Genomic DNA, 24,271 nt, shown 5'->3' with positions numbered 1-24,271 from the left:
GGTTGGTCAGTAAAAAGTGTGGGTGGATGGAGGCTCGGGGAGCTTGCCAAGTGCATGATAGAGCGCGATTTCCGTGGCTCTGAAGGTTCGGAAGCCGTACGCTTTTCTCATGGTGACTTTGGCTTTGTTGTTCAACCCCTCGATGACGCCGCTGGAGAACTGTTTTCGTGCACGGAAGTAGTTGAGGATCAGCTCCCGGTGTGTGCGCACCGTCCGGGCGAACTTCTTCATCGGCTCGATACGTGAGCGCATTACCTGAGTGCACCACTGGTCGAGGAATGTGCCGGCGCACACGGGCGAGATGTAATCCCAGAGTTGCTGGAACTCTTCTTTGAGCAGATAGGCTCGCACGCTGCGCAGGTTGTACTGAAGCAAGTCACGCAGACGAACGCGTTGCTTGCCGGTGAGATTCTCGCGCCGCTTGAGCAGGCACCAGCGGGATTTCTTGAGCACCGGCTCGTAGCCGTCGCGAGTCATGCGCCGGGCCTCGTCGGCACGAACTTCGTCGATGGCCTTGTTCATCCTGGCGACGATGTGAAAGCGGTCGAGGATATTCAGAGCGTTCGGGCAATGACGCGCGGTCATCTCCAGGTAGGGTTGCCACATGTCCGAGCACACGAATTCGACCTTCTCACATAGCGGCTTTCCGATCATGGCAAAGAACTTCGCGAAACTCTCTTTCGTGCGCTCTTGTCCGACCCAGAGCAGTCGCGTATAGCCGGCCTCGATCTGGTAGACGAGCGTGAGGTATTGGTGTCCGCGGCCATACTGGATCTCGTCCACGCCGAAAGCGCGGATCGTGCCGAGCTCGCGATGGCTCAGCCCCCAGTCGACGACCCATTCCACTGCGTTGAAGACCTTCTCCCAACTGGTTCGGAAGCTCAGTGCTGTTTCTTTCCAGGACAGCTTACGCGCCCATTGCGCCAGGAAGATCATGTAAGCGCGGGTGAGCGTGTGCTTGCCGTTGGCCCACGGCAGCGCTTCGACCTTCACGCCACAGGCACGACAATCGACGCGTCGCATGGTATAGAGCAGAAACACGGCAAAGCCCCAGACGGGGATAAACTCGAAGCGGCGCTGTGTGAGCGAGTCGTAACCCCGCGCAGGCCGGTTACAGCATGAGCAAATCGGCTTCGAACCCTTGCGCGGCCGAACGTCGATCTCGATGGATTGAGTTGTCTCGCACAGCCGCGCCCCTTCATATACAAAGCCGGGAAAATGATGACAGGCGTTAAGCAGACGGGTCAGCAACATGGTTAGCAAGCCCAGAACCGGCAAGGACAAAGCCGCCATTGTCCCCGAACAGCAAGCGCTTGCGCAGTACGTCCCTGATCTGCATAACTGGCCTGCGTCGTGGCGAGTCGACGACGAAGATATTCCGACTGGACAGGCAATCGTGGCAATACTCACACCTTTCCTTGAGCATCTCCTAACCTTGGGATACGCACGCAGCACATTGCTTCGGCACCGCGATCACATTTGGATGCTCGGCGGCGAAATAATCCGACGCTGCCATGAAGATACCGATCTCCTTACTCTCCCCGTGGCAACCCTCCTGGACAAACTCATCGAGGAAGACGGCGGCCCCCTCATCTGGCCAGCTATCTCCGAGCCCGCACAAAATTCCTTTGATGCAACGTGTCGCAAGCTCTATCAGTATCTGAATCGAGCTTCACTTGGCTAGCCGCGCACACTAATTCACCCACAGATTCCGCCGACGATCCGAAAAAAAGACGGAAGGCTGTCCGGCTGCGGGCTCACGCAAACAGCGCGCGATAGCCGATGAACAGTTCCTCGAACACGAGCCGCGCGTTCAACGGATGGTTTTCGACCGCGCGCTGGCGCGTGACGGTGCGCAGAAAACGCGCGAATGCATTGGCGTCGGCCTGGGTGGCGCAGCGGGTGAGCGCGGCCGACGCCTGCGGGAAATAGCGCGGCGCGCCGGCGGTGCGCTGCGCGAGCAGATCGTACATCCAGCGCTGCAGCCAGCCGAGCACGAGCGGCACTGGGAGCTTCTGCAGCGCCTCGCCACACGCGAATGCGTCGCACCCGGCGCCGGCCGCGAGCTGCTTGAGCGTCCAGTCGCGCAGCGGACGGTTTTCGTCGCTGGCGAGCGCGAGCGCGGCGAGCGGCGCGCCACCCGCTTCGGCGAGCAGCGCGCGGGCGTCGTCGACGCCTTGCGCAGCCAGCCACTGCGCGGCGGTGTCCGGCGCGGGCACGCTCATCGGCCACTGACGGCAGCGGCTAATGATGGTCGGCAGCAAACGGTCGAGGCGCGCCGACACCATCAGGAACACGACGCCCGCGGGCGGCTCTTCCAGCGTCTTCAGCAACGCGTTGGCGGCCGCGACGTTGAGCGCCTCGGCCGGATACAGCACGACGACGCGCGCACCGCCGCGATGCGAACCGATGCCGACGAAGTCGAGCAGACCGCGGATCTGTTCGATCTTGATTTCCTTGCTCGGCGTGCGGGTCTTCTTGCCTTCGTCGCCATCGGCTTTTTCGGCCTTGTCGTCGGCGCCGTTCGCGGCGTTCGCGAGGCCGGCTTCGGCGGCGAGTGCCTCCGGCACGACGATGCGGTAGTCGGGATGATTGCCCTGCGCGAACCAGTTGCAGGCCACGCACGCGCCGCACGGCTCGCCGTTCGGTTGCGGCGCCTCGCACAGCAGACCCTGCGCGAGGTGTTGCGCGAAACGCAGCTTGCCGATGCCCGCCTGGCCGTGCAGCAACAATGCGTGCGGCCAGTGGCCGTGCAGCTGCTGCAGGCGATTCCAGTCATCGGCTTGCCACGGATAGATCATCGTTTGTCTTTTTGAATCAATCGGTTGTAGGCGCTACTTCAGATGTCGAGTGAACTTCGCACGAGATTATAAGAAGCGGTTATATCTATTTCCAATCAGAGGGTTGCAATCAACTCCTCAAGCTGCTTCTGAATTCGAACGATGCTCTGCGAAGAGTCGATGATAGCGAATCGATATGGCGCTTCTTCGGCGCGGCGCATGTATTCGGCGCGCGTGCGCTCGAAAAACGCCGCCGACTCGCTCTCGAAACGATCCGGATTGCGCACCGCGCTGCGCCGCTCGTTGGCGACGGCGGGCGGCAAATCGAACAGCACGGTCAAATCCGGCTGGAAACCGCCCTGCACCCAGCGCTCGAGCGTCTCCAGCTTGTCGCGCGGCAAGCCGCGGCCGCCGCCCTGGTAGGCGAAAGTGGCATCGGTAAAACGGTCGGACAGCACCCAATCGCCGCGCGCGAGCGCCGGCTCGATCACCTCGGCCAGATGCTGACGGCGCAGCGCGAACATCAACAGCGCCTCGGTTTCGAGATCCATCTTCTGATGCAGCACGATATCGCGGATCTGCTCACCGAGCGGCGTGCCGCCCGGCTCGCGTGTCATCACGACCGAGCGGCCGCTCGGCGCGAGCTTCGCCTCGAGCCGTTCGCGGAACCAGCCCAGATGGGTAGTCTTGCCCGCGCCGTCGATGCCTTCAAACGTAATGAATTTGCCGCGCGCCATCATTGCCCTCGAATGTATTTGTCCACGGCCTTGTTGTGTTCGCCGAGGGTGTCAGAAAAGATGCTGCTGCCGTCGCCGCGCGACACGAAGTACAGCGCGTTGCTTTGCGCCGGGTTCATCGCCGCCTGCAGCGACGCGACGCTCGGCAGCGAGATCGGCGTCGGCGGTAGGCCCATCCGCGTGTAGGTATTGTATGGAGTGTCGGTCTGCAGGTCTTTCTTCCTGATGTGGCCGGCGTAGCTGTCGCCCATTCCGTAGATCACGGTCGGGTCGGTCTGTAGCGGCATGCCGGCGCGCAGACGGTTGGCGAACACCGCGGCGACGAGCGCCCGGTCGGACGCCTTGCCGGTTTCCTTTTCGACGATCGACGCCATCGTCAGCGCGTCGTACGGGGTCTTATACGGCAGGTTCGGCGCGCGCGAGAGCCACGCCTCGTCGAGACGCACGCGCATCAGACGGTAAGCGCGGCGATAGATGTCGAGGTCGCTGGTGCCCTTGTCGAACAGGTAGGTATCCGGGAAAAACAGCCCCTCGCCGTTGCCGATCGACGCCTCGGGCGCGCCGATCGCGCTCATCAGATCGGCGTCGCTCATGCCGAGCGTGTCGTGCTTCAGCGCAGGATTGGCGTCGAGTTCAGCGCGCATATGTTTGAAGGTCCAGCCTTCGATGACCGTCGCCACATATTCGTTGACGTCGCCGCGCGCGATTTTCTGCAGCACCTCGTAGGGCGTGATGCCGCTCTTGAACTCGTAATTGCCGGACTTCAGCTCGCTTTGCAGCCCGAGCAACCGCGTCATCGCGATGAACAGCTCGGGCTCGACCGGCACGCCGCCGCGATTGAGCTGCAGCGCGACGCTGCGCAGGCTGCTGTGCGGCTTGACGGTGACGTCGAGTTGCGCCGGGGTCAATTCGAGCGGGCGGGTGGCCCAGTAGTATCCAGCGGCGATGGCCGCCGCGGCCAGCACAACGACGAGCGCGCCGGCGACGAAACATTTCTTCAGAAGGGACACGACAGGAAAGAATTAGCGTTTAGATGGCAACGAACTGATTTTTAACGGGAAAGTCTTGCGTCGGTCAACATTGAGACTGTGCCGTTTTGCAGCCCTTTCGGCCTTTTGCGACCTGTATTGTATAGATGCGGGCACCAGATGGTCACGGCCGGAAACAACAATATGAATTCCGCTGGCGTCGGTCTGATGCTAGTCGAGGCGTACGCTGTCACAACATAGGTCAGAGTTTCAAAGGTTCGACAATTCCCGACCAAACGCCTTTTCGGCTCCTGCCGCTTTTGATTGTTATTGACAGTTTCAAACGAAGGTTCGGGGGCGACCTGCACGCCGCCGCGAAAGACCCGAGCACGAGTTGCGGCAATTGGGAGACTCCACGCCCCGTTCCGCTCTGAGAATTCTTGTGGTCGCCAAGGCGGTACGACAACAACAATAGGGTTCGCATCGGAATTCATTCTTTCGGAACGCACGATCGGGTCCCGGCCATAGGTATGCCGGCTGATCTGACGTTACAGAGGGGCGCATGGCGATCGACTTCAAAGTCGGAACCGACTGGGGCTGCATGCTCCACACGCGGCAGGAATATCGCGGCAACGCATTTAGCGACGAAGCGCGAGCCGGCCGGAAGCTCATTGCCTCGGCAAGCGCATGGGAGCTTACGCATGACACGCGCCAGCTACCGCGGCTCGTCGAGTTCATGCGCAATGTGCGCGGCGGCGCGTATGCGAGCGGGGCTGCACCGGATCAACTCGCCCAGGCGCTACGGGCCGCCCTTGAGCGTGGCGATGTGATTGCAGTCGCGCCGAAGCCGCGCGCCTCACGCGGACGCGGCGCGCCTGTCCAACAGCAGATCCGGCCGTACTATCCAACCGTTACGCCGTCGCAGCTATTCCGGAGGGCGCTGCCCTTGGTGTGTGCCGCGCGCTCATTCGAGCGCCCCAAACTGCCGCGACTGGCCGCCGACGATGGCCTCGCGATCTGGTACGCCCGCCCCGGCGACGTCTTGCCAGATGGAACCATCGCCACGCCAGTATCGACGCCGCTCGGCGATGCGCGGCCGTTTGAGTACACCGAGGATCCGCAGTTCGGCGATGTCCAGGAACTGGCCGCGCGTGGCGTCAGTGAGTTGGATGAGGCTGAGTGTTTCGCGGACTACCATTCAGACATGGAGCAGTGTCAGGTGGCCCGAGCAATGTATCAAGATCCACGCACCTATGCGCTCTGCACACAGCGAGCATTCGATAAATTCCAGGCATGCAGGGGATATTGAGATGACTAAACCGGATCGGGCTAGCGTCATTTTTTATGACGCCGATACTCAGCAGTTAAAGATGTGCACAGTTTCACGGGTTCACGTGCAAGCGGCGATTGATCGAGCGCTGGCAATCACTATCCCACCGGATGCTCCGGAAAATTCAATGTTGCCAGTGACAGACGAGGACGCTCGGAAGCTTGGAGGAATGGCGATTCTGATTCAGGCAATCGCGCATCCCGAATTGCGCGAACGGCTGAAAATCACGACTGAGCAGCCGATGGACTGGGCACCGGCCAAGCCGCCCACGGAATGACAGTGGCTCGTCCGCCTTCCTCAGTGGCCCCGCCGCAGCCACCCCGGCGGCGGCTCGTCTGTGACCGCGGCAGCGGACAGCAGATCCGGCACGTCGGGTGCCCGCCCATCTTGCGCCGGACCCTCTCTGGCAGAACACCCCAACATGGTCACAATATGGGCACAGCCGCAGGGTGATAACGTGCAATCCCCTGCTGCGCCAGGCTCTCGGAAAGCCTTCATTCGCCAGGGACTTGCGAAACGCGACAGGGCTGGACTGAATATAATGACTGTTTGCCTTCGCCAAAGTCAGAATTGACTGTTCCCGGAATCCATGAACACACCGCTCGTGAACGCCTCAGGTAACGCTTCCGGTCTCACTCCCGCCGCGGCGGCGCCCGCCGCCCTGCCCATCCTGCCGCGCCCGTCGGCCGAAGAATTCGCCGCCGTGCTCGAGCACGGCGCGTACATGCCGCTGCCGCAGTTCGGCGTGATCGACACGACCGGCGACGACGCGGCGAGCTTCCTGCACGCCCAGTTGACCAACGACGTCCAGCATCTCGACGCCGCGAACGCGCGCCTCTGCGGCTACTGCTCGGCCAAGGGCCGGCTGCTCGCGTCGTTCCTCAGCTGGCGCAGCGGCGATACGATCCGCCTGCTGGTATCGAAAGACCTGCAGGCCGCGGTGCAAAAGCGGTTGTCGATGTTCGTGCTGCGCGCCAAGGCCAAGCTCGCCGACGCGAGCGGCGAGTTCGCGGTGGTCGGCCTCGCGGGCGACGTGCGCGGCGCGCTGTCCGGCGTGTTCGACGCGCTGCCCGACGGTGTGCACGTGCAGGTCGACGGCACAGCGGGCACGCTGATCCGCGTGCCTGATGCGTTGGCGCGCCTGCGCTATCTGTGGATCGGCCCGAAGGCGCAGATCGAAGCGCTGCTGCCGTCGCTCGACGGCAGGCTAAAGCACGTGTCGCCGGCCGTGTGGGACTGGCTCGACATCCGCGCGGGCGAGCCGCGCATCACGCAGCCGGTCGTCGAGCAGTTCGTGCCGCAAATGGTCAACTTCGACGTGCTCGGCGCGGTCAATTTCCGCAAGGGTTGCTATCCGGGTCAGGAAGTGGTCGCGCGCAGCCAGTATCGCGGCACGATCAAGCGGCGCACGTCGCTCGCCAACGTCGCCGGCGAGCTGGACACGGTGCGGCCCGGCACCGAGCTGTTCCACTCGGACGATCCGGGCCAGCCGTGCGGGATGATCGTCAACGCGGCATCGGCGCAAGGCGGCGGCGTCGATCTGCTGGTCGAGATCAAGCTCACGGCGCTCGAGAGCGGCAGCGTACATGTCGGCGCGGCCGACGGCCCAGCGCTGCGCTTCCTGGCGCTGCCCTACGGGCTGCCTGCCGAAGTCTGATCGTTGGAGAGGGTAAAAAAGCGGCGCGATCGGGCGCCGTTTTTTATTGACTGCTTTATTCTCGTCTGTTTTTTGCCGCTTTCGTTTGCCGCCTGCGTCGCTGCATCAGGCGGCCGCCCCATGCTCTGAACGGGAGATGCTCCCCGATGTGCCTGATCGTTTTCGACTGGCGACCTGATGCGCTCGATGGTCCGCTGTTCACGCTCGCCGCGAATCGCGACGAGTTCTTCCGCCGCACGGCCGAGCCGATCGGCTGGTGGCGCGACGCGCCGGAGGTGCTGGGGGGCCGCGACCTCGTGGGCGGCGGCACGTGGCTCGGCTTGTCGCGCGACGGCCGCTTCGCCGCGCTGACCAATTACCGCGCGCCGGGCGAAATGCGCGCCGATGCGCCGACCCGCGGCACGCTCGTCAGCGACTGGCTCACGAGCGCCGCGCGCGACGCCGACGGCAATCCACACGAGACGCCGCTCGCGTATCTGCGGCACGTCGCGCAAAAAGGCGACATCTACAACGGCTTCAATCTGCTGGTCGGCGACTGGACGCGTCGCGAGCTCGCGTGGTACTGCAATCGCGGCGCCGTCGACGCAAACAGCGGCCCCGCGCTGCTCGCGCCGGGCACGCACGGCATCTCGAACGCGGTGCTCGATACCGCGTGGCCGAAGCTGGTCAAAAAGCGCGGCGAGCTCGGCACGCTGCTCGCGCGCGATCCGATGCCGCCGCTCGAACGCCTGATCGATCTGATGCGCGATCCGCGGCTCGCGCGCGACGACGAATTGCCGTCGACCGGTATTCCGCTCGAACGCGAACGCGTGCTGTCGGCGGCGTTCATCGAATCGCCGGACTATGGCACGCGCAGCACCACCGCGCTGCGCGTCGCCGCCTATGGCGACGTGATCGGCGTCGCGGTCGCCGAGCGCAGCGACGACAACGGCTCGCACCGAATCGTGCGGCCCGGCGATTTCGAACGCAGCTTCGCGTTCAATGTCGAGCGCGACCGGATGAGCGTGGCGTGATCGTTTGAGCACCGCCTGGCCGGCGCATTCGCCGCCGGCCGCTCATCGCTTCGCGATCACCGCCCTCACCCGATGCCGAATGCCGCGCGCAACGCCGCCGCGGCGTCCGCATGCGCCTGCGCGACTTCGGGCACGAAGCCGCCCATCTTGAAGAACTCGTGAATCATGCCGGCGTAGCGTTTGAGCGTGACCGGATTGCCGAGCGCACGGAGTTTCTCCGCATACGCATCGCCCTCGTCGCTGAGCGGATCGTATTCGGCGGTCGCGATCCACGCGGGCGCGACGCCGCGAGAATCCGGCGCACCGCGCTCGCCGTCGAGCGGCGCGAAACGCCAGTCGTCGCGATCGCCGCTATCTCGCACGTAGTGCTCGAAGAACCACTGGATCGTGTCGCCCGACAGCAGGAAGCCGTCGGCGAGGCGCGAGTGCGAGTCGGTCTGCTGATGGCCGGTCGTGCCCGGATAAATCAGCAATTGCAGCGCGAGCGCGAGGCCGGCGTCGCGCGCGAGCACCGCGCAAACCGTCGCGAGCGTGCCGCCCGCGCTATCGCCGCCCACCGCGAGCCGCGTGCCGTCGATGCCGAATTCGGCCGCGTGCGCGTGCAGCCAGTTGAGGGCGTCGAAGGCGTCGTCGACAGCGGTCGGAAACTTGTGCTCGGGCGCGAGCCGGTAATCGACCGACAGCACCGCGCACTGGCCGTCGCGCGCGAACATCCGGCACAGCGCATCGTGCGTATCGACGCTGCCGACCGTAAAGCCGCCGCCGTGGTAGTACACGAAGGCAGGCAGCGGCTCGGCCCAGCCCGGCTCGACCGGGAAGTAGAAGCGCGCGCGGATCGTCGCGCCGTCGCGCGTCGGCACGTGCAGATCTTCGACGGAGAACATCGGCGCGCTCGCGATCTCGAGGATCGGCGCGCTTTTCTCGTACGACGCGCGCGCCGCTTGCGCGCTCATCTGGTGGTACTGCGGGCGTTTGGCCCGCGCGATCATGTCGAGCACCTGCTCGATCGTGGGATTCAGCGGCATGGTTTCGGCAACGTGGTGCGCGTCGCGCATCGGGCGGCGCGCAGTGCGCCAAGGGTTGACAAAAGCCGGCGCACCGGCCGCGCAGCCGGCCGCTACTGCGCATTCTTCACCTCGGGCTTCAGCGACATCGGATCGGACGGCTCGCGCAACTGCTCGATGTCCTCGTGACGCAGCTTCACGGTCGCCATGATGCCCGGATGCGTGATGATATAGAAACGCCGCGCGGCGATCGCCTCGAACGCGATGTCGGCGACATCGTCGGCGGTGAGCTTGCCCGACTGCACCGCGCGCTGCAACTGCTTGCCGGCCGCGATCTGCGAGCGCGTCGGCCGGTCCGCGTTGCGCAACTCGTCGGGACGCGCGCGCTCGGCATCCGCGATGCCGGTCGGCACGAAGGCGGGACACAGCAGCGAACAGCCGACCTCGCCGCCCGTGCCGGCCTGCGCGAGCTTCAGGTCGTGATACAGCGTCTCGGTCAGCGCCACCACCGCATGCTTCGACGCGTTGTAGATGCCCATTGCCGGTGGCGCCAGCAGCCCCGCCACCGACGCCGTATTGACGATATGCGCGGGCTCCTTCTGCGCGAGCATGATCGGCGCGAACGCGCGCACGCCGTGCGCGACACCCATCACGTTGACGCCGAACACCCACGACCAGTCGTTCGCCGAGCTTTCCCACAGGAAGCCGCCCGTGCCGACGCCCGCGTTGTTGAACAGCACGTGGACCTTGCCGAACGCGGCGAGCGCCGCCTGCGCGAGCGCCTCGACCTGCGCGGCGTTCGATACGTCGGTCGGCACGCCGATCGCCTCGGCGCCGGTTTCGCGCAAGGCGTCGACGGTTTGCGCGAGCTCGTCGGCGTTGACGTCCGCGAGTACGAGCTTCATGCCGAGCGCCGCGCCCTTGTGCGCGAATGCGCGGCCAAAGCCGCTGCCCGCGCCGGTGATCACCGCCACCTTGCCCGCGAATTCGAACATTCTGTGACTCCCTGGTTGAGCGGCGGCTTGCCGTTGCATGATGACGTCGCGCTCAGATCAGCTTGACCAGTTGCTTGCCGAAGTTACGGCCCTTCAGCAAGCCGATGAATGCCTCGGGCGCGGCTTCGAGCCCTTGCGCGATCGTCTCGCGATACTGCAGCTTCTTCTGCGCGACGAGCGTGCCGAGCTGCCTGAGCGCCTCGGGCCACACGTCCATGTGTTCGCTGACGATGAAGCCCTGCACGAGCAGCCGCTGCGTCAGCATCAGCGACGGATGCTTGAGCGGCAGCGGCTGGCCGTCATAGCCCGCGATGAAGCCGCACAATGCGATGCGCCCGAACGCGTTCATGCGCGCGAGCGTCGCGTCGAGCCCGTCGCCGCCGACGTTCTCGAAGCAGCCGTCGACACCGTCGGGCGTGACGGCCTTCAGGTCCTGGTACAGGTTACCGGCCTTGTAGTCGACGCACGCGTCGAAGCCGAGCGTCTCGACCACATAGCGGCACTTGTCCGCGCCGCCCGCGATGCCGACCGCGCGCGCGCCCGCCGCCTTCGCGAGCTGACCGACCACGCTGCCCACCGCGCCGCTTGCCGCGCTGACGACCACCGTCTCGCCGGCCTTCGGCGCGATGATGCGGTTCAGCCCGTACCATGCGGTGACGCCCGGCATGCCGACCGGCCCGAGATACGCCGACAGCGGCACATGCGTGTCGTCGACCTTCTGCATGCCCGTGCCATTGGAGGTGCCGTACTCCTGCCAGCCGAACATCGCGACGACCTTGTCGCCGACCGCGAACTTCGGATGCCTCGTCTCGACGACCTCGCCGACCGTGCCGCCGATCATCACTTCGTTCAGCGGCTGCGGCGCCGCGTATGACTTGCTGTCGTTCATGCGTCCGCGCATATACGGATCGAGCGACAGGTAGTGGTTGCGCACCCGTACCTCGCCCTCGGCGAGCGGCGCGAGCGGCGTTTCGACGAGCTTGAAGTTATCGGGCGTGGCTTCGCCTTGGGGGCGCGAAACCAGCAGCAATTGGCGATTGATCTGGGCCATGCGGTCGTCTCCTTGGGTTGTTGGGTGCTCAGTCGCTCGGACCGGGCTTCGCCGCCGGGTCGCTGCGCAGACGCTGCCGCGTGACGTCGCGGCCCACCGCGAGGCGGCGCATGTATTTGAAGGTGCCGAGCGCTTTCGCGACGAAGTGGCCTTCGCTGTCGCGGATCTCGCCTTCGCAATAGGCCATCGTCGTCGAGCGATGCAGCACGCGGCCGGTCGCGCGCAACTCGCCGCGTCCCGGCTGCATGAAGTTGACCTTCATCTCGACGGTGACGACGCCGACGCCGTCGCCGGCGAGACTGCGCGCGGCCATCGCGAGCGCGACGTCGGCGAGCGTCATCGTGACGCCGCCATGCGCGACTTCCCACGTGTTCATATGATCGCGTTGCAACGGCAGCACGACTTCGCTGACGCCGTCGGCGGCCGACAACAACTGTGCGCCGAGACGGTCGATGAAGGGGCTTTCGGGCAACGATGCATGGCCCGTTCTGGATGAGGTCGATGGATCGGTCATGGCTCAGATATCAGATTTCGTAGCCGACGGCGCGTGTCGAGCGTACGGCGGGAAATGATACCCGCTATCGCGTTGACGCATGAGCTGCCATCCGTGCCGCGAGGCGCCCCAGTCTGCGCACCGCTTCGTCGGTCTGATCCAGATCCGCACTCGGACAGCTGAGCCGAATGAAGTGATCGAAACGCCCGGCGTTCGAAAATACCGTGCCCGGCATGATGCGAATACCGTCATGCAACGCGGCGTCGAATAAAGCCGACGACGATACGTGACGCGGCAATTCGATCCAGAAAAACATCCCGCCGCGCGGCGGCGTGAACCGCGTGCCGTCGGGAAACGATGCCGCCACCGCCGCGGCCATCCGCTCGCGCCGCAGCTGCAAGCTCTCGCGCAATCGCCGCAAATGGCGCTCGTACGCGCTCGTCTCCAAAAACCCGGCGAGCACGACTTGCGACAACTGCTCGTTGTGGCGCGACTGCGCGAACTTCAGCATACCGACGCGCGGATGCCACCGGCCACCGTTGATCCAGCCCACGCGCATGCCAGGCGCCAGCGTCTTGTTGAACGATGTGCAATGGATCACGGTGCCATCGGTGTCCCACGCCTTCAGCGAGCGGGGCGGCGGCGCGGCATCGACGAGCTCGCGGTAGGGATCGTCCTCGATCAGCGCGATGCCGGCGCGCGCGCACAGTTCGACGAGGCTCGCCTTGTGCGCGTCGGGCATCACGCTGCCGAGCGGGTTTTGCAGGTTCGGCACCACCACGACCGCCTTGATGTCGGGATGCGTGTGCAGCGCGAACGCCAGCGCCTCGATCGCGAGGCCGGTGCTCGGGCTGGTCGGAATTTCGAGCGCGCGCAGACCGAGACTTTCGAGCGCCTGCAGCAAACCGAAGAAGCACGGCGATTCGACCGCGACCGTGTCGCCCGGCTGCGTCACCGCGCGCAACGCGAGGTTCATCGCTTCGACGCCGCCGTGCGTCATGATGATGTCGTCCGCGCCGATCTGGCTGCCGGCCTCGAGCGCGCGCCGGGCGATGATCGCGCGCAACGCCGGATCACCCTGATCGGGCCCGACGGCGGTCAGCAAGGTGGGCCGCCGGCGCAACGCGCGCAACGCGGCCTTTTGCAACGCATCGGTCGGATAGAGATCGGGCGACGCGGTCGCGCCGCCGAGATTCAGCGCGTGCGGATAGCGCTGAAATTTCGACACGAGCGCCGAAATCTCCGAGTGAATGCCGACGAACTGCGCGGCGGCGCCGGGCTGCATCGCGAGATCGGGCTCGGCGGCGCAGGGCAACGCAGCCGTCGGCGGCACGCGCACGAAATAGCCGGCGCGCGGCCGGGCGTCGATCAGCGCGGCGCGTTCCAGTTCGCGATAGCTCTCGGTCGCCGTCGCGAGGCTCACGCCGTGGCGCTGCATGAACGCGCGCATCGACGGCATGCGGTCGCCCGGGCGCAGCGCGCCGTTGCCGATCGCGCGGCGGTATTGGTCGGCCAGTTGCCGGTACAGCGGCTGGCGCTCGGCTGGCCGGTCCGTCGAGGGACCTTGCGGTGTGAAGGGGGATTCGCTCATGAACCGATGGTGCGGATAGTCCGCGCGCCGCGACAGATACACATCGACGTGATTCGGACCGATACAGCGTGACGAAACGCACCACTGTACCGGTTCAGATTGTCGACAGCTGCGCCTGTTTTCATCCGGACGGATTCCCTAAGCTGTGTGACACGAAGACGGTTTAAAGGAATCGGTCATGCCTGTGCGTCCATACCACGATCGCTTGTTACCCGGTGCCGAACTGGATTGCACCGCGGCGTCGCATCTTGCCGCCGGTCAGATGGCCCTGCACGACTTGCGCGCGCGCAGTTCGATCATCGCGGTCGAAGGTGCATTGCAACTCGTCTTCCGCGATCATGCGCTGGCCTGGCTCGGCAACGACGCCCCGCTCACGTCGCTCACGTTGCACGAAGGCGAGCGGTTTGTGACCTCGCAACGTGGCGTCGTGTCAATCCGCGCGACGCAGGCCGATCGCGCTGCATTCATCGTGCTGCCTGCACACGCTCAACACAGCGCGCGCGGTTTCGTTCTGCAAGCCGCCCGGCGTCTCGCTTGCGTCGTGCGCACACGGTGGCGGCGCGCCGCCTGAAACGTCGCTGCGCGCGCCACGTGGCCCGTTACAATGCATGACCAACCCGCTTCGTTCGAGGTGCAGGTCATGTCATTCTTTCGCGCGCTGCAGCCGGGCCTGGTCTCACGGGTGTGGCGCCTGTTCGCCGCCGGCGTCGCTGTCACGCTGACACTCGCTGGCTGCGCGGGCCTGTTCGGCGCCGACCCGTTGCGCGTCAATGTGGCGGGCATCGAGCCGATCGCTGGCCAGGGCATGGAGATGCGCTTCAACGTCAAGCTGCGCGTGCAGAATCCCAACGACTCCGCGGTCAGCTTCAACGGCGTGTCGCTCGATCTGGAACTGAACGGCAAGCCGTTCGCCACCGGCGTCAGCGACCAGAGCGGCACCGTGCCGCGCTTCGGTGAAACCGTCGTCACCGTGCCGCTGACCGTGCCGGCTTTCGCCGCGGTTCGTCAAGCCTTTGCGCTAGCCGGCGCCGCGCAGTCGGGACAGGTTCCGTACGTTCTGCGCGGCAAGCTCGCGGGTGGGGTGACCGGTACGACGCGATTCACCGATCAGGGGACGCTGAGCCTGCCGTCGTCGGACACGGGCTCGTAATGACGCCGGCCCACGCCCGCTCAAACCACTTCGAACAAACCCGCCGCGCCCTGCCCGCCGCCGATGCACATCGTCACGACGACGAACTTCACGCCGCGCCGCTTGCCTTCGATCAGCGCATGGCCGACGAGCCGCGCTCCCGACACGCCGTACGGATGGCCCACCGCGATCGCGCCGCCGTTCACGTTCAGGCGGTCGTGCGCAATGCCGAGCTGGTCGGCGCAATAGAGCACCTGCACCGCGAACGCTTCGTTCAGCTCCCACAGGCCGATGTCCTCGACCTTGAGGCCGGCTTTCTTCAACAGCTTCGGCACCGCGAACACCGGCCCGATGCCCATCTCGTCGGGCTCGCAGCCGGCCACCGCGAAACCGCGGAAGATGCCGAGCGGTTGCAGCCCTTCGCGTTCGGCCAGCGTCGCGTTCATCACGACGCAAGCGGATGCGCCGTCCGAGAACTGGCTCGCATTGCCCGCGGTGATTACGCCGCCCGGCTGCGCGGTGCGGATCTTCGACACGCCTTCGAGCGTCGTGTCGGCGCGAATGCCTTCGTCGCTGCTGACGGTCACTTCCTTCGTGTAAAGACGGCCGCTCGCCTTGTCGGCGACGCCGGCGAGCACTGTCAACGGCACGATTTCGTCCTTGAATTTACCGGCTTCGAGCGCGGCCGCCGCGCGTTGCTGCGAGCGCACGCCGTATTCGTCCTGGCGTTCCTTCGAGATCGAGTAGCGCTTCGCGACGTTCTCGGCGGTCTGCAGCATCGACCAGTAGATTTCCGGCTTGTGCTCGGTGAGCCAGCCGTCGGTCATCATGTGGCGGTTCATCTCGTTCTGCACGCACGAGATCGACTCGACGCCACCCGCGACGTACACGTCGCCCTCGCCGGCGATCACGCGCTGCGACGCGAGCGCGATCGTCTGCAATCCCGACGAGCAGAAACGGTTCACGGTCATGCCCGGCACGCTGACCGGCAAGCCCGCGCGCAATGCGATCTGCCGCGCGATATTGCCGCCCGTCGCGCCTTCCGGATTCGCGCAACCCATGATCACGTCCTCGACGCGCGCCGGATCGAGCTTCGCGCGCTCGACCGCGGCCTGCGTCACGTGGCCGCCGAGCGTCGCGCCGTGCGTCATGTTGAACCCGCCGCGCCACGATTTGGCGAGACCCGTGCGGGCGGTGGATACGATTACGGCGTCAGTCATGCGTGTCTCCAATTGCAGTGTCAGTAGTGGCGCGCCGGCTCACTGCCGTGCGTTCAAAAGCGCATCACCGCGCCACCTCTGTCGTTTGATGCGAGCGATGCGGGGGAAACCCGCACCGCTCAATTCGTGGGCTGAAGCCGGCCGCGCTCAGCCGTTGAACCCGCGACCTTCGGCCGCGAGCTTCGCGATGCTCGGCGCGAGCTTCCACGCGTCGCCGTTCGGCCGCGCCGCATAGCGGCGAATCGCGCGCTCGACGTTGTAGAGCCCCACCGCGTCCGCGTACAGCATCGGGCCGCCGCGATGCAACGGGAAGCCGTAGCCGGTCAGATAGACCATGTCGATATCCGACGCCTTCGACGCGATGCCTTCCTCGAGAATCTTCGCACCTTCGTTGACGAGCGCGAACACCAGACGCTCGACGATTTCCTGGTCGCTGATCTTGCGGCGCTCAGCGTTGGTTTCCTTCGAGTACTCACTGATCATTTCGTTGACCACGCCCGAAGGGTATGCGGTGCGATCGCCCGCCTTGTAGTCGTACCAGCCGCCGCCGGTCTTCTGGCCGAAGCGGCCCATCTCGCACAGACGGTCGGCGATCTTCGAGTAGTGCATGTCGGGGTGTTCGAGATAACGGCGCTTGCGGATCGCCCAGCCGATGTCGTTGCCGGCGAGGTCGCTCATGCGGAACGGACCCATCGCGAAGCCGAACTTCTCGATGGCCTTGTCTACCTGCGCTGGCAACGCGCCCTCTTCGAGCAAGAAGAGCGCCTGACGAACGTATTGCTCGATCATCCGGTTGCCGATAAAGCCGTCGCACACGCCCGACACCACCGCGGTCTTCCTGATCTTCTTCGCGAGCTTCATCACGGTGGCGAGCACGTCTTTTGCGGTCTCCTTGCCACGCACGACTTCGAGCAGCTTCATCACGTTGGCCGGGCTGAAGAAGTGCATGCCGACCACATCCTGCGGACGTTTCGTGAACGCGGCGATCTTGTCGACGTCGAGCGTCGACGTGTTCGACGCGAGGATCGCACCGGGCTTCGCGACTTCATCGAGCCGGCGGAACACCTGCTCCTTCACGCCCAGTTCTTCGAACACGGCTTCGACGATCATGTCTGCGTGCTTCAGGTCGTCGTAAGAGAGCGTCGAGCTCAGCAGCGCGAGGCGCTGTTCCATCACCTCGGGCTTCAGCTTGCCCTTCCTGACGGTCGCCTCGTAGTTCTTGCGGATCGTCGCGAGACCGCGGTCGAGCGCTTCCTGCTTCGTTTCCAGCAGCGTGACCGGAATGCCCGCGTTCAGGAAGTTCATCGCGATGCCGCCGCCCATCGTGCCGGCGCCGATCACGGCCACCCGATCGATGTCGCGCACCGAAGTATCTGCCGGCACGTCGGGAATCTTGCTCGCCGCCCGCTCACCGAAGAACGCGTGACGCAGCGCGCGGCTCTCCGGCGTCTGCACGAGCGCGATGAAGCATTCGCGCTCGAATGCGAGGCCCTTGTCGAAGCCGTCCTTCACACCGGCTTCGACCGCGTCGATGCATTTATGCGGCGCTGGGAAGTTCTTCGCGATTGCCGCGACGCTATTGCGCGCGAACTGGATGAAACCGGCCGCATTCGGATGTTCGATCTTGCGCTCGCGCACCTTCGGATGCGGGCCGGCCGCGGCGCCGACCTTGCGCGCGAACGCGAGCGCGGCTTCGGCCAGTTCGGCGGGATTCGCGACGACTTCGTCGAACAGCCCCGAATCGGCGAGCTTTTCCGAGAGCACCGGCGCGCCCGACACGATCATGTTCAGCGACGCTTCCAGACCGATGGCGCGCGGCAGACGCTGCGTGCCGCCCGCGCCCGGCAGGATGCCGAGCTTCACTTCGGGCAGCGCGATCTGCGCGCCGGCCGCGGCGACGCGGTAATGCGCGCCGAGGGCAAGTTCGAGGCCGCCGCCCATCGCGACGCTGTGGATCGCCGCGACGACCGGCTTCGCGCTGCCTTCCACGGCCTTGATGACGGTCGCGAGCGTCGGCTCCTGGGTCGCCTTCGGCGTATTGAATTCGGTGATGTCGGCGCCGCCCGAAAAGGCCTTGCCCGCACCCGTCAGCACGATGGCCTTGATGGCCGGATCGTTCTGCGCGCGCTCGAGCCCTTCGACGATACCCGCGCGCGTCGACAGACCGAGTCCATTGACGGGCGGATTGTTCAGCGTGAGGACGGCCACGCCGTCATGAGTTATGTAGTCCACTGCCATCTGCGTGCCTCCGTGCGATCCATGCATTGAGGCGGCGCATGATGCGCCGCCCGTCCGGTTCATCGAGCCTGCTTATGGTCAGACTTTTTCAAGCGACGGTTCCGGGGTCAGCAGGCACGATACACCAAAAAAGAACGAACGTTCAATTTATTCCCGAGTGGGGTTTCCCCTGGGACTCGGGGGTCAGCGGACAGCTGCGGCCGTCTTCGAGCGCGGACGGCAGCACGTGATCGCGGAACAGATCGCGCAGCTTCAGCTTCTGCAACTTGCCGGTCGCCGTGTGCGGTAGGTCGTCGACGAACACGACGTCGTCGGGGATCCACCACTTCGCGACCTTGCCGTCGTAGTACGCGAGCAGTTCGTCGCGGGTGACGTCTTGCCCCGCGCGTTTGACGACGACGAGCAACGGGCGCTCGGTCCACTTCGGATGCGCGCACGCGATGCACGCGGCTTCCGCGACCGCCGGATGCGCGAGCGCGACGTTCTCGACGTCGATCGAGCTGATCCATTCGCCGCCCGACTTGATCACGTCCTTCGAGCGATCGGTGATGTGCAGGAAGCTGTCGGGGTCGATCGTCGCGACGTCGCCGGTCGGGAACCAGCCGTCGATGAGCGGCGAGTCTTCCTTGCGGAAATACCGGTCGATGACCCACGGCCCGCGCACGTGCAGATCGCCGAACGCGACGCCATCCCAAGGCAGCTCGCGGCCATCCTCGCCGACGATCTTCATGTCGACGCCGTAGATCGCATGCCCCTGCTTTTCGAGCAGTTTGCGCTGATCGGCGAGCGGCCGCTGGCTCTGCTCCCAGGTCAGCTTCGACAAGGTACCGAGCGGCGACATCTCCGTCATGCCCCATGCATGGATCACCTGCACGCCGTAGTCGTCCTCGAGTATCCGCAGCATCGAGGGCGGACAGGCGGAACCGCCGATCACCGTGCGCTCGAGCGACGAAAACCTCGCGCCCGTTTCGCGCAGGTGGTTCAGCAGACCGAGCCACACGGTCGGCACGCCGGCCGAGAACGTGACGCGTTCGCTCTCCATCAGTTCGTACAGCGACTTGCCGTCGAGATCCTTGCCGGGGAACACGAGCTTCGCGCCGGTCAGCGGCCCCGCGTGCGCGAGGCCCCATGCGTTGACATGGAACATCGGCACGATGGGCAGCACCGAGTCGCGCGCCGACAGGTTCATTGCGTCGGGCAACGCCGCGCCGAACGCGTGCAGTACCGTCGAGCGATGGCTATACAGCGCGCCTTTCGGATTGCCGGTCGTGCCCGACGTATAGCAGAGATACGACGCCTGGCGCTCGTCGAGCGCGGGCCAGTCGAAGCGGCCGTCCTGCCCGTCCATCAGCGTTTCGTAGCACAGCACCGACGTTTGCATCGGCGGCCGATGCGCTTCATCGCACAGTGCGATCCAGCCGCGCACGCGCGGGCATTGCGGCGCGAGCGTGTCGACCAGCGCGGCGAACGTCGCGTCGAACAGCACGTACGCGTCGTCGGCATGATTGACGATGTAGGCGATCTGGTCGGGGAAAAGCCGCGGGTTGATCGTGTGACACACGGCGCCGAACCCGGTGGTGCCGTAATACGCTTCGAGATGCCGGTAGCCGTTCCACGCGAGCGTCGCAACGCGTTCGCCCGGTTCGACTCCGAGCGCGATGAGCGCCTGCGCGAGTTGCTTTGCGCGCTGCTCGCAATCGCGATAGGTGTAGCGATGCAGGTCGCCTTCGATGCGCCGCGACACGATCCCGGTGCTGCCGAAATGCCGCGCGGCATGCGCGAGCAACGATGACACGGTGAGCGGCACGTCCATCATCTGGCCCAGCAGCGGCGTCGTCATAAGGCGGGGTCTCCTCGGCTTGTCAGTGGGTCGATGGGTTGGCGCAAGATCGTGGCGGCGTCGAGCGCAGCAGCATGGTCCGAACGATGAAGGCGGCCGCCCAGCAGCGCCGCGGGCGCGGACTTACAATATCGGCTAATCCAGAGGCGCTCAACATGTCGTTTTCCCCAAGCTTTGCAGGGCTATCCGCAGCTTTGACGGATCTTTCCAACACACTCGCCACTCCCCCAGCCAACGCGTTCGCGCGGCTCGGCGGCACGTTCCTCACGCGCCTGCCCGCCGCGCCGCTCGACGCACCCTATCTCGTCGGCTTCTCGGCCGAGACCGCCGCGCGGCTCGGGATGCCCGAGGGTATCGAGCGCGATCCGGGCTTTATCGAGCTGTTCTGCGGCAACGCGACGCGCGACTGGCCGGCCGACACGCTGCCTTATGCGTCGGTGTACTCGGGGCATCAGTTCGGCGTGTGGGCCGGCCAGCTCGGCGACGGCCGCGCGCTCGGTCTGGGCGAGCTCGAACACGACGGCGAGCGCAACGAACTGCAGCTCAAAGGCGCGGGCCGCACGCCCTATTCGCGCATGGGCGACGGCCGCGCGGTGCTGCGCTCGTCGATCCGCGAATATCTGTGCTCGGAGGCGATGCATCATCTCGGCATTCCGACCACGCGCGCATTGTCCGTGATCGGCTCCGACCAGCCGGTGCGGCGCGAGACGATCGAAACCGCCGCGGTGGTCACGCGCGTCGCGCCGAGCTTCGTGCGCTTCGGCCACTTCGAGCACTTCTACGCGAACGATCGTGTCGACGCGTTGCGCGCGCTCGCCGATCACGTCGTCGAGCGCTTCTATCCGCATTGCAAGGAGGCCGACGATCCGTATCTGGCGCTGCTCGCCGAGGCGGTGCGCTCCACCGCGGATCTGATGGTCGACTGGCAGGCGGTCGGTTTCTGTCACGGCGTGATGAATACCGACAACATGTCGATCCTGGGCCTGACGATCGACTACGGCCCGTTCGGTTTCATGGATGGCTTCGATGCCGGCCATATCTGCAATCACTCCGATACGCAGGGCCGCTACGCCTACCGGCTGCAGCCGCAAATCGCGTACTGGAACCTGTTCTGCCTCGCGCAGGGACTGCTGCCGTTGTTCGGCGAGAAGCACGACGAAAGCGTGCGCGCCGACAAGGCGGTCGACGATGCGCAGCACGTGCTCGCCGGCTTCAAGGACCGTTTCGCGCCGGCGCTCGAAAACCGCATGCGCGCGAAGCTCGGCCTCGAACAGGCGCGCGACGGCGACGACGCGCTGGTCAACCGGCTGTTCGAAGTGATGCACGCGAACCGCGCCGATTTCACGCTGACGTTCCGCAATCTCGCGCGCCTGTCGAAACACGATGCGAGCGGCGACACGCCGGTGCGCGACCTGTTCCTCGATCGCGTCGCCTTCGACGCATGGGCGAACGACTATCGCGCGCGGCTCGCCGAAGAGTCACGCGACGACGTTGCGCGCGCCATTGCAATGAATCGCGTGAACCCCAAATTCGTACTTCGCAACCATCTGGCGGAAACGGCGATCCAACGCGCGAAGGAGAAGGATTTCTCCGAGGTGGAACGGCTCGCGGCCGTGTTGCGTCACCCGTTCGACGAGCAGCCCGAATACGCGTCGTATGCGGGCCTGCCGCCCGACTGGGCGAACTCACTGGAAGTGAGCTGTTCATCATGACGCGCCGGCGCGGTTGAATCGCCACGGCCGTGCCTCCAGAAAACACCGGCACGAACCAGCACAAGCCCGCGAGACAAACCCGAGACAGGAACCCGACCATGAGCAACCCCGACGATCTCAAGCATGACGCCCCAGCCGTACAGAAAAGCGACGCCGAGTGGCGCAAGCAGCTGACCGACATGGAATACCAGGTGACGCGCCATGCGGCCACCGAGCGCCCGTTCACGGGCCGCTACGACGATCACTGGGAACGCGGCGTCTACGACTGCGTGTGCTGCGGCGCGCCGCTGTTCGAATCGGACACCAAGTTCGACGCCGGCTGCGGCTGGCCGAGCTATTTCCGCCCCATCAACGGCGAGGTGATCGCCGAGAAGACCGACCGCTCACACGGCATGCTGCGCATCGAGGTGCAGTGCAAGAACTGCGGCGCGCATCTGGGCCACGTGTTCGAGGACGGACCGGCGCCGACCGGTCTGCGTTACTGCATCAATTCGGCTGCGTTACAATTCGAGCCCAAGTAACGCGGCGCGGCAGCATCCCTGCCCGCCTTCGGCGCCGCATTGGAAGTGCGCGCGGCGCCCTTCAAATGCGGCAGTCCCGCTCGCCAGCGGGCACCGCGCACCTTGCACGCCAGGCGGGCGCGCTTCAACGTTCGACTCACTCTCCGACTTCCCGATCAGATAATGAAATTCCTGTTCGATCTGTTCCCGATCATCCTGTTCTTCGTCGCCTTCAAGATCTGGGGCATTTTCACGGCGACGGCAGTGGCGATCGTCGCCACGCTGGTGCAGATCGCGTGGGTGGCGTTCCGCCACCGCAAGGTCGACCCGATGCTGTGGGTGAGCCTCGGCGTCGTCGTCGTATTTGGCGGCGCGACGCTCGTGCTGCACAACGACACCTTTATCAAATGGAAGCCGACCGTGCTGTACTGGGCGTTTTCCGTCGCGCTGATCGTGTCGCAGCTCGGCTTCAACAAGAACCTGATCGAAGCGATGATGGGCAAGCAGATCACGCTGCCGCACGCGATCTGGGGCAAGCTGAACCTGATCTGGGCGGCGTTTTTCGTGCTGCTCGGTCTGCTGAACCTGTTCGTCGCGTATCACTATACGACCGATCAGTGGGTCAATTTCAAGCTGTTCGGCGCGACCGGCTGCCTGCTCGTGTTCATCGTCGGGCAGAGCCTGTGGCTGTCGAAGTACATGAAGGAGGAATGACATGAGCGACCTGTTCATGCACGCCACCACCGCCGAGCGCGCCGCGCTCATCGAGGCGCGCCTCGCGGCCGCGCTCGCGCCCGTCGAATCGATCCGCATCACCGACGACAGCGCGCAGCACGCGGGCCACGCTGGTGCCGCCGCCGGCGGTCATTTCAGTGTCACGATCGTGGCCGTCGCGTTTGCCGGCAAGCCCCGCGTGGCGCGGCATCGCATGGTGTATGATGCGCTGGCCGATGCCATGCAGCGCGGCATTCATGCCCTTGCCATCACGGCGTATACGCCCGAAGAATTTGCTTTGTTGCCCCGCTAGGAACCTTTCGATGACCTTGAAGAAAACCCGCCTCTGGGTATTGCTGGCTGCGTTCGCGGCCGCACCTGCATTCGCACAGAACATCGCCGTGGTGAACGGTACGCCGATTCCGAAGTCGCGCGCCGATGCATTGATCCAGCAACTGGTTCACCAGGGACAGCAGGACACGCCGCAACTGCAGCAGGCCGTGCGCGAAGAGCTCGTGAATCGCGAAATCCTGATGCAGGAAGCGCTGCGTCGCGGGCTGCCGAACCGTCCGGACGTCAAGGCGCAAATCGCGGTCGCGCAGCAAACTGTCGTGCTGCGCGCGCTGATCGAAGACTTCGTAAAGAACAATCAGCCGACCGACGCCGAAATCACCGCGCGCTACAACGCGCTCGTCAAGGATGCGGGCGGCAAGGAATATCACCTGCACCATATCCTCGTCGACAACGAGCAACAGGCGAAGGAGCTGATCGCGAAGATCAAGGCCGGCGCGAGCTTCGAGGCCTTGGCCAAGCAGTACTCGAAGGACCCGGGATCGGGCAAGAACGGCGGCGATCTCGACTGGTCGGACCCGAAGGCCTACGTGCCTGAATTCGCGGACGCGGCCACGCATCTGCAGAAAGGCCAGATGACCGACACGCCGGTGCATACGCAATTCGGCTGGCACATCATCCGTGTCGACGACATCCGCGCCGTCACGCCGCCGCCGCTCGAGCAGGTGCGCACGCAGATCGTGCAGCAGATCCAGCAGGAAAAGCTGCAGGCGTTCGAAGAGAATCTGCGCAAGAACGCGAAGATTCAGTAAGGGTCGGCGGGCAGATTGTCTTCGGATAGTCCGCCTGGCTCTGAAGCCTGAATGCGATAAAGCCGCCCGTGGGCGGCTTTTTTGTTGGTGCGCCAGGCATGGCGCGTAGCGCCGTGACTGGCGCTGTCCGACCCGCTGTGGTGGCGAGCCGGATGACTTGGGGGTGAAAGTCCTCTGCACACCCGGCAAGGGGAAG

Annotated in this window: 24 protein-coding genes; 12 read left to right on the top strand and 12 right to left on the bottom strand. The window is 65.1% G+C overall.

Features of this window, described 5'->3' with window-relative positions; all coding sequences use genetic code 11:
• Positions 1-6 precede the first annotated feature (6 nt).
• Positions 7-1,254 carry an ISL3 family transposase gene (locus HWY30_RS37310; protein WP_176079013.1) on the bottom strand — a complete coding sequence of 416 codons (1,248 nt, stop codon included), beginning with the start codon at positions 1,252-1,254 and terminating at the stop codon, positions 7-9.
• Here HWY30_RS37310 and HWY30_RS37305 point away from each other — a divergent pair.
• Entirely contained in the window at positions 1,253-1,684 is a 432-nt protein-coding gene (locus HWY30_RS37305) for a hypothetical protein (RefSeq protein WP_090804785.1), read from the top strand. The genes HWY30_RS37310 and HWY30_RS37305 overlap by 2 nt on opposite strands.
• 73 nt (positions 1,685-1,757) lie before the next feature.
• On the opposite strand, the gene HWY30_RS37300 is transcribed toward HWY30_RS37305, so the two are convergent.
• From HWY30_RS37300 to mltG, 3 genes are all read right to left on the bottom strand, one after another.
• Positions 1,758-2,801 (bottom strand): DNA polymerase III subunit delta', encoded by a 1,044-nt coding sequence (locus HWY30_RS37300; RefSeq protein ID WP_090804783.1) that lies wholly within the window; start codon positions 2,799-2,801, stop codon positions 1,758-1,760.
• 95 nt (positions 2,802-2,896) lie between these two features.
• Positions 2,897-3,517 carry a dTMP kinase gene (gene tmk, locus HWY30_RS37295; RefSeq protein ID WP_090804781.1) on the bottom strand — a complete coding sequence of 207 codons (621 nt, stop codon included), beginning with the start codon at positions 3,515-3,517 and terminating at the stop codon, positions 2,897-2,899.
• Positions 3,517-4,527, bottom strand: coding sequence for an endolytic transglycosylase MltG (gene mltG, locus HWY30_RS37290; RefSeq protein ID WP_090804779.1), 1,011 nt, complete (start codon positions 4,525-4,527; stop codon positions 3,517-3,519). Before mltG ends, tmk begins: the two co-directional genes overlap by 1 nt.
• A gap of 520 nt (positions 4,528-5,047) precedes the next feature.
• On the opposite strand from mltG, the gene HWY30_RS37285 reads away from it, so the two are divergent.
• From HWY30_RS37285 to HWY30_RS37270, 4 genes are all read left to right on the top strand, one after another.
• Complete coding sequence (locus tag HWY30_RS37285; RefSeq protein WP_090804777.1) at positions 5,048-5,794, top strand: hypothetical protein; 747 nt, start codon at positions 5,048-5,050, stop codon at positions 5,792-5,794.
• Between the two features lies 1 nt (position 5,795).
• On the top strand, positions 5,796-6,092 hold the full coding sequence (locus HWY30_RS37280) for a hypothetical protein (protein ID WP_090804775.1): 297 nt from the start codon (positions 5,796-5,798) through the stop codon (positions 6,090-6,092).
• 312 nt (positions 6,093-6,404) lie between these two features.
• Positions 6,405-7,472 (top strand): CAF17-like 4Fe-4S cluster assembly/insertion protein YgfZ, encoded by a 1,068-nt coding sequence (ygfZ, locus tag HWY30_RS37275; RefSeq protein ID WP_090804773.1) that lies wholly within the window; start codon positions 6,405-6,407, stop codon positions 7,470-7,472.
• Positions 7,473-7,618: 146 nt separating this feature from the next.
• Positions 7,619-8,485 carry an NRDE family protein gene (locus HWY30_RS37270; RefSeq protein ID WP_018418053.1) on the top strand — a complete coding sequence of 289 codons (867 nt, stop codon included), beginning with the start codon at positions 7,619-7,621 and terminating at the stop codon, positions 8,483-8,485.
• A gap of 65 nt (positions 8,486-8,550) precedes the next feature.
• Here the strand turns inward: HWY30_RS37270 and HWY30_RS37265 are convergent, their stop codons facing one another.
• The 5 genes from HWY30_RS37265 to HWY30_RS37245 all read right to left on the bottom strand — a co-directional run bounded on the left by HWY30_RS37265 (position 8,551) and on the right by HWY30_RS37245 (position 13,619).
• A complete protein-coding gene (locus HWY30_RS37265; RefSeq protein ID WP_090805762.1) occupies positions 8,551-9,510 on the bottom strand; it encodes an alpha/beta hydrolase in 960 nt (319 codons plus the stop codon).
• 92 nt (positions 9,511-9,602) lie between these two features.
• Positions 9,603-10,484 carry an SDR family oxidoreductase gene (locus HWY30_RS37260; protein ID WP_090804771.1) on the bottom strand — a complete coding sequence of 294 codons (882 nt, stop codon included), beginning with the start codon at positions 10,482-10,484 and terminating at the stop codon, positions 9,603-9,605.
• A gap of 52 nt (positions 10,485-10,536) precedes the next feature.
• Positions 10,537-11,535 carry an NADP-dependent oxidoreductase gene (locus HWY30_RS37255; RefSeq protein WP_090804769.1) on the bottom strand — a complete coding sequence of 333 codons (999 nt, stop codon included), beginning with the start codon at positions 11,533-11,535 and terminating at the stop codon, positions 10,537-10,539.
• 28 nt (positions 11,536-11,563) lie between these two features.
• Positions 11,564-12,049, bottom strand: coding sequence for a PaaI family thioesterase (locus HWY30_RS37250; protein WP_090804767.1), 486 nt, complete (start codon positions 12,047-12,049; stop codon positions 11,564-11,566).
• 64 nt (positions 12,050-12,113) lie between these two features.
• Positions 12,114-13,619: an aminotransferase-like domain-containing protein gene (locus HWY30_RS37245; RefSeq protein ID WP_090805760.1), complete on the bottom strand. Its 1,506-nt coding sequence runs from the start codon at positions 13,617-13,619 to the stop codon at positions 12,114-12,116.
• A 178-nt stretch (positions 13,620-13,797) separates the two neighbouring features.
• On the opposite strand from HWY30_RS37245, the gene HWY30_RS37240 reads away from it, so the two are divergent.
• Both HWY30_RS37240 and HWY30_RS37235 read left to right on the top strand, forming a co-directional pair.
• Positions 13,798-14,190 (top strand): hypothetical protein, encoded by a 393-nt coding sequence (locus tag HWY30_RS37240; protein ID WP_090804766.1) that lies wholly within the window; start codon positions 13,798-13,800, stop codon positions 14,188-14,190.
• A 69-nt stretch (positions 14,191-14,259) separates the two neighbouring features.
• Complete coding sequence (locus HWY30_RS37235) at positions 14,260-14,769, top strand: LEA/WHy family protein (protein ID WP_090805759.1); 510 nt, start codon at positions 14,260-14,262, stop codon at positions 14,767-14,769.
• 20 nt (positions 14,770-14,789) lie between these two features.
• On the opposite strand, the gene HWY30_RS37230 is transcribed toward HWY30_RS37235, so the two are convergent.
• The 3 genes from HWY30_RS37230 to HWY30_RS37220 all read right to left on the bottom strand — a co-directional run bounded on the left by HWY30_RS37230 (position 14,790) and on the right by HWY30_RS37220 (position 20,046).
• Positions 14,790-15,968 (bottom strand): acetyl-CoA C-acyltransferase, encoded by a 1,179-nt coding sequence (locus HWY30_RS37230; RefSeq protein ID WP_018418061.1) that lies wholly within the window; start codon positions 15,966-15,968, stop codon positions 14,790-14,792.
• A 147-nt stretch (positions 15,969-16,115) separates the two neighbouring features.
• A complete protein-coding gene (locus HWY30_RS37225) occupies positions 16,116-18,206 on the bottom strand; it encodes a 3-hydroxyacyl-CoA dehydrogenase NAD-binding domain-containing protein (RefSeq protein WP_090804764.1) in 2,091 nt (696 codons plus the stop codon).
• Positions 18,207-18,348: 142 nt separating this feature from the next.
• Entirely contained in the window at positions 18,349-20,046 is a 1,698-nt protein-coding gene (locus tag HWY30_RS37220) for a 3-(methylthio)propionyl-CoA ligase (RefSeq protein ID WP_090804762.1), read from the bottom strand.
• 155 nt (positions 20,047-20,201) lie between these two features.
• Here HWY30_RS37220 and HWY30_RS37215 point away from each other — a divergent pair, with 155 nt between their 5' ends.
• The 5 genes from HWY30_RS37215 (at position 20,202) to HWY30_RS37195 (ending at position 24,075) form a co-directional block, all read left to right on the top strand.
• Positions 20,202-21,758 carry a protein adenylyltransferase SelO gene (locus HWY30_RS37215; protein WP_090804760.1) on the top strand — a complete coding sequence of 519 codons (1,557 nt, stop codon included), beginning with the start codon at positions 20,202-20,204 and terminating at the stop codon, positions 21,756-21,758.
• A gap of 98 nt (positions 21,759-21,856) precedes the next feature.
• Entirely contained in the window at positions 21,857-22,279 is a 423-nt protein-coding gene (msrB, locus tag HWY30_RS37210; RefSeq protein WP_090804758.1) for a peptide-methionine (R)-S-oxide reductase MsrB, read from the top strand.
• Positions 22,280-22,441: 162 nt separating this feature from the next.
• On the top strand, positions 22,442-22,972 hold the full coding sequence (locus HWY30_RS37205) for a septation protein A (protein WP_090804756.1): 531 nt from the start codon (positions 22,442-22,444) through the stop codon (positions 22,970-22,972).
• A gap of 1 nt (position 22,973) precedes the next feature.
• Entirely contained in the window at positions 22,974-23,285 is a 312-nt protein-coding gene (locus tag HWY30_RS37200) for a BolA family protein (protein WP_013089413.1), read from the top strand.
• Between the two features lie 10 nt (positions 23,286-23,295).
• Positions 23,296-24,075, top strand: a complete 780-nt coding sequence (locus HWY30_RS37195) for a peptidylprolyl isomerase (RefSeq protein ID WP_090804755.1) — start codon at positions 23,296-23,298, stop codon at positions 24,073-24,075.
• Positions 24,076-24,271: the final 196 nt, after the last annotated feature.

The organism is Paraburkholderia tuberum STM678 (assembly GCF_902833905.1).
Classification (GTDB): domain Bacteria; phylum Pseudomonadota; class Gammaproteobacteria; order Burkholderiales; family Burkholderiaceae; genus Paraburkholderia; species Paraburkholderia tuberum.
The sequence above is the reverse complement of the archived record's forward strand: the minus strand, read 5'-3'. Positions and strand labels throughout refer to the sequence as shown.